The organism is Hymenobacter agri (assembly GCF_054778495.1).
Window position 1 is genome coordinate 1 of record NZ_BAAGZM010000322.1, and the last position, 4,741, is coordinate 4,741.

The window sequence follows — 4,741 nt, forward strand, 5'->3', positions numbered from 1 at the left end:
GGTCGGGCAGCGTGGCGGCCTGGCCGTTGCCGGTCAGATTCACGGTGTAAGTAGCGGCGTTGGTGGCGTTGGAATTGATAACCAGCGTGCCGGCGCGGGTGCCCGTAGTGGTGGGCGTAAACGTCACGCTCACCGTGGCCGTGCCGCCGGCGGGCACCGTGGTAGGCGCTGTGCCGGCCACCACGTAGTCGCCGGTGGTCGTGATGCTGCTAATAGTCAGGGCATCGGGGCCACTGTTCGTCAGCGTAAAGCTTACGGGGCTGCTGGTGCTGCCCACCGTTTGGTTGCCAAAGCTGTAAGCCGTGCCGCCGCTGGGGTAGCTGGTGCCGCTCTGGCTCACGGCCAGCGTGGGGGCCAGGGCCAGCGTGGTGAAGCTGGTGGTGGCGGCGCTCGAAGTGCTGGTGGCCGAGCAGTTGCTCACGATGCTCACCGAATAGGCGGTATTGGGTGTGAGGCCGGTGAAGCTCACCGAGGTTGCGCCAGCGCCCAGCGTCTGGGTGGTAGTAGTGGGCGTAGTCGTCACGGTATAGCCATTGGCGGCCGATGCGCTGGCAGTGAAGCTCACCGTGGCCGAAGTGCTGGTGATGCTGCCCGGCGTGAGGCTGGTAGGCGCGTCGCACACGGCGGCCGTAAAGTCGGTAATCTGCAGGTCGTCCACGTTGATGCGCTGGCCCGTAGCGGTCGAGCTCGTGCCAATACGCAGGCGCACCGGTCCGGCTACGTTCAAAGTGAATGGATAAGCCGTGAGCGTGGTGGTGAGCGCCACCGGACTACCCGGAGCGGCCTGGAAAGTGCCCCCGCCATCGGTCGAGTATTCCAAGGTGAGGTTCGACACGGCATCGCTGCCATAAAGCGCGGCGCTGATGGTTACAACACCGGCCCCACCCGTCTTATCGAAGTTCATGGTGATGGTGCCATTGCCCCGCAGGCGGGCCGCCTGGGCATTGTTGAACCGGTCACCGGGCGGCGTGGTGTTGCCCAGAATTGCCTGAAAAAAGCTGTACGAGCCCGTACGTAGTGCCACCACGGTGGGCGTAGTCGTCGCATACGTTCCCAACGTAGCCGGCTCGAACGGCTCGAAGAAGCCACCGGGCTGGGCCATCACCGTCAGCGACTGCGCGCCCGAGGTGCCATTAGGCGTGGTTACGGTGATGGGGAAAGTACCGCCGGCGGCCGGCAGCGGCAGCGAGACGGTGATGGTGGTGCCGCCCCCCGTTACCGAAGTGGGCACCACCGTCGAGCCGTTGAAGCTCACCGTGGTGTTGGCCGTCGTGCCAAAGCTGGTGCCGGTGAGGGTGAACACGTAGGTGGCCCCTCCCACCGGATTGCTCGGGCTGATGGACGTGAGCGTGGGCGCGGGCACCGGGTTCACGGTGAAGGTGGCCGGGGCCGTGGTGCCACCGCCGGGCGTGGGGTTGGTCACCGTCACGTTGTAGCTACCTACCGTGCCTTGGTCAGCGGCCGTGAGCTGAATGGTGAGTTGCGTGGCCGACACGTAGGTAGTGGTGCGCGCCGTGCCATTAAAGTTCACCACCGAGCTGCTGATGAAATTCGTCCCGTTCACCGTCAGCGTCTGAGCACTGGCGCCCACAATGACCGAACTGGGAGCAATACTGGTGATAGTAGGCACCGGGTTGTTGGGTACCGGGTTCACCGTGAAGGTGCTGGCTGCCGTGGTACCGCCGCCGGGCGTGGGGTTAGTTACGGTCACGTTGTAGCTGCCCACGGCGCTTTGGTCGGCAGCCGTGAGCTGAATGGTGAGCTGCGTAGCCGATACGTAGGTAGTGGTACGAGCTGTGCCGTTAAAATTCACCACCGACGAGGCGATGAAGTTCGTGCCGGTTACCGTCAGCGTCTGGGCCGCCGCGCCGGCGATAACCGAGCTGGGCGACAAGCTGGTGATGGTAGGCACCGGGTTGCTGGCCGGGGCCGGGTTCACGGTGAAAACCGTGGCCGCAGTAGTTCCGCCGCCGGGCGTGGGGTTGGTCACGGTCACGTTGTAGCTGCCGGCCGTGGCCAAATCAGCCGTTGTCAGCTGAATGGTAAGCTGCGTAGCCGACACGTAGGTGGTGGTGCGCGCTGTGCCGTTAAAATTCACCACCGACGAGGCGATGAAGTTCGTGCCGGTTACAGTCAGCGTCTGAGCCGGGTCGCCGGCCGTGGCCGAGCTGGGCGCGAGGCTGGTAATGGTAGGTACCGGGTTGTTGGCCGCGGCGCACGTCACCGGCGTAGTAGCCGAGTTGCGTGGACTGGGAGCTGCCGTTGCAAAGTCGGCGGAGTTGACGTTGGTATCCTGACAGCCGTTATTAGCGGTGCCGGTGGGGTCCTTCCGAACGTCGGCTAACGTATTGGAGCCCGCCGGCGCAGTGGTTCCCTCACTGCAGGTGCCCGTGCTGCCGGTGGTACCCGAAGCGCCAATGGCCACAAAATCGACCAGCGTAGCTCCCGTTGGGCAGCTGCCGGTCAGCGCCGTTGTATTGCTCACCAGCGCTATTTTGCCGGCAGTAGCCGACATATTGCTGGTACCAGTTGCATCCGGTGTAGGCAAAGCTACACCTACGGCACCACCCGAAGCCATTTGCACCAGAAAATACCCGCCGGCGGGGATGCTCGTTGCCGTTCCCGTGCCTAAAGCCGTAACAGCCCAGCTAGTGCCCGTTGCCGAAGCGTACTGCACCGAAAACCCGCTGACGCTCTGCGTAACGGACGAGATGTTGTGCAGCTCAATGTAGTCATTGAGGTAGGGCGCACTGGCATTGCCGCCCCCGCCATACGTTTGGCTGATAACCACCGTAGTACTCTGCCCACGCCCCGCCAGCGGCAGCAGCAGTAGCAACAGGCTTAGCAGCCGCATCCAGCGGAACGGCTGCCCCTTCGTGTAAAATGTGTGCATAAGTGAACGTTTGAAAGTGGGTATTAAGAGTTAAGCAAATGAAAGTTTCGTACAACCGCCAGCCCGCAAAGCCATCCTATAAATAACACTATATCACAGTTCAAGCAAGCTATTTCACATGAATCTTAGTCAGTGGTAACGAACAAGGTAAGAAGAATTTCCAGGCCTGACTACACGTTCGGTCGCAGATTGTGCGCGGTAGGCGCGCAAGCTCCCGCTTGCCGCTGATGCCTACCGCTATTTCAACTCCCGCAGCTCTTGCAGCGCCTTTTGGGTTTCGGCCTGCTTGCGCTGCTCCTTTTCCTCGCCCGAGGCCGGGGCTTTGGGCTGCGTGCCGTAGAAAGCCAGAATATTCTGGCGGGCCACCGGATTTAAATATTCGAACTTCTTGTCGGCCAGCTTGCGCAGCCATTCGCCGTAAGTTTCGTCGGCCAGCGGGTACTCACCGGCGCGGGTGGGGTGGCCGGTATCGAAATCGGCATTGGCCAGCGTGAGCGGCGCGGCAGCCGTGTCGGCGGGCTGGCGGGCAATATTGGCACAGTAAGCCGCCATGGTTTTTTGAAAGCTGGCTCGGAAAAACGCCTGTGCTTCGGGCGTGGGCAGCTTGAAGGCAAAGGGTTTGAGCGGCCCAATCTTGGGCAGAATCCGCACGAAGTACGACAGGATGCGCGCCCCAAAGCCGGGCTTCTTGTACGAGTTGCCGTAGAGTTTGCGGAACTCGCGGGGGTTTTCCTGCTTGAGGTAGTCGCGCCGCCGCGCACCGGGGCTGATTTTCAGAATGTCCTTGCGCTTGTAGTGCCAGGCGGCGCGGGCCGCCGTCGGTATCAGCTGGCTCACCGCAAAGCGGAAGCTGGCAATGCTCAGGTCCACGTTCACAATCACCTGGCCCAGTTCCAGGCCATATGTCTTCAGAAAAGCTCGCTCCAAGGTGGCTTTACTCACCTGAAAGCCGATTTTCTGGTGATAGTCGGAGTTGCGGTACTTGCCGCTGGCCAGCTGCACCACATCGAAGGCAAACTCCAGTTGGGTATGCTGCTTGGGGGCCTGCTCGTAGGTGATGATGTCGCCGAACTTGGCCTTGAGGTCGGGATACACCGACGCCATCGCCTTGTTAGTGCCTTCGGGGTGGCCATTGAGGTCGGCCGCGTAGTGTGCCAGGCTGCCCAGGGCAAAGGCGTAGTCGTTGCGGTCGCGGGCCTCGGCCAGCATGTTGCGCACGAAGTCGCCCGAGCGCACGTAGTGCGTGAGGTTGGTGAACAGCACCGACCCAAACGGGTAATAGCCCATGTCCTGAATAATGGCCCCGCCGTAGGCGTAGGCTTTGGCATCGGCCAGCTCCTCGGGCGTCGAGCCCGGGTACCGCTTCAGAATAGCCGGCACCAAGCAGCGCTCCCACGTCGAGTCGATGTTGGCCTGGTGGGTGAGCACGGCATAGGCGGCAGCCGGCCGGGCCGAAAAAACCAGCAGCGAGGCCAGTAAGACAAGAGTGTAAATCCGAAGCATGGAAATGAGGCAAGCAGCGCGTTGCTGCCTGCAACGACAAACCGCCGCTCACCGTTGTCGGGGCGCTGGCGCGGGCTTGCACTACCCTATCAGGCCGCCCCCGTCACCAGCACATTCGCTCTTCGCAAAACTGCCGCTGGCCATCCCCCACGGGCAGCCAGCGGCAGTTGCCAATCAGCGGTTTTTATTCGCTACTCGATGGCCAGACGCAACGTCTGGCCGCCGGCCCGCACCACGAATACGCCGTGCGCCTGCGTTGGCAACACCAGCACCGCCGCGCCGCTGGCATCGGTGACGAAACTCGCCACGGGCCGGCCCAGCACATCGAACACTTGCCCGGGCGTG

The 4,741-nt window shown here is 62.5% G+C and carries 2 protein-coding genes; both read right to left on the bottom strand.

Features of this window, described 5'->3' with window-relative positions; all coding sequences use genetic code 11:
• Positions 1-2,893, bottom strand: a 2,893-nt coding sequence (locus ACYVDE_RS14745; protein WP_460502307.1) for an IPT/TIG domain-containing protein, incomplete at its 3' end; no start/stop codon positions are given.
• Positions 2,894-3,130: 237 nt separating this feature from the next.
• Positions 3,131-4,396 carry a zinc dependent phospholipase C family protein gene (locus ACYVDE_RS14750; protein WP_460502308.1) on the bottom strand — a complete coding sequence of 422 codons (1,266 nt, stop codon included), beginning with the start codon at positions 4,394-4,396 and terminating at the stop codon, positions 3,131-3,133.
• Between the last annotated feature and the right edge of the window lie 345 nt (positions 4,397-4,741).

What these genes read in the sequence shown, in the direction of transcription:
- ACYVDE_RS14750 (WP_460502308.1), bottom strand. Translation starts at nt 4,396, where the DNA reads ATGCTTCGGATTTACACTCTTGTCTTACTGGCCTCGCTGCTGGTTTTT.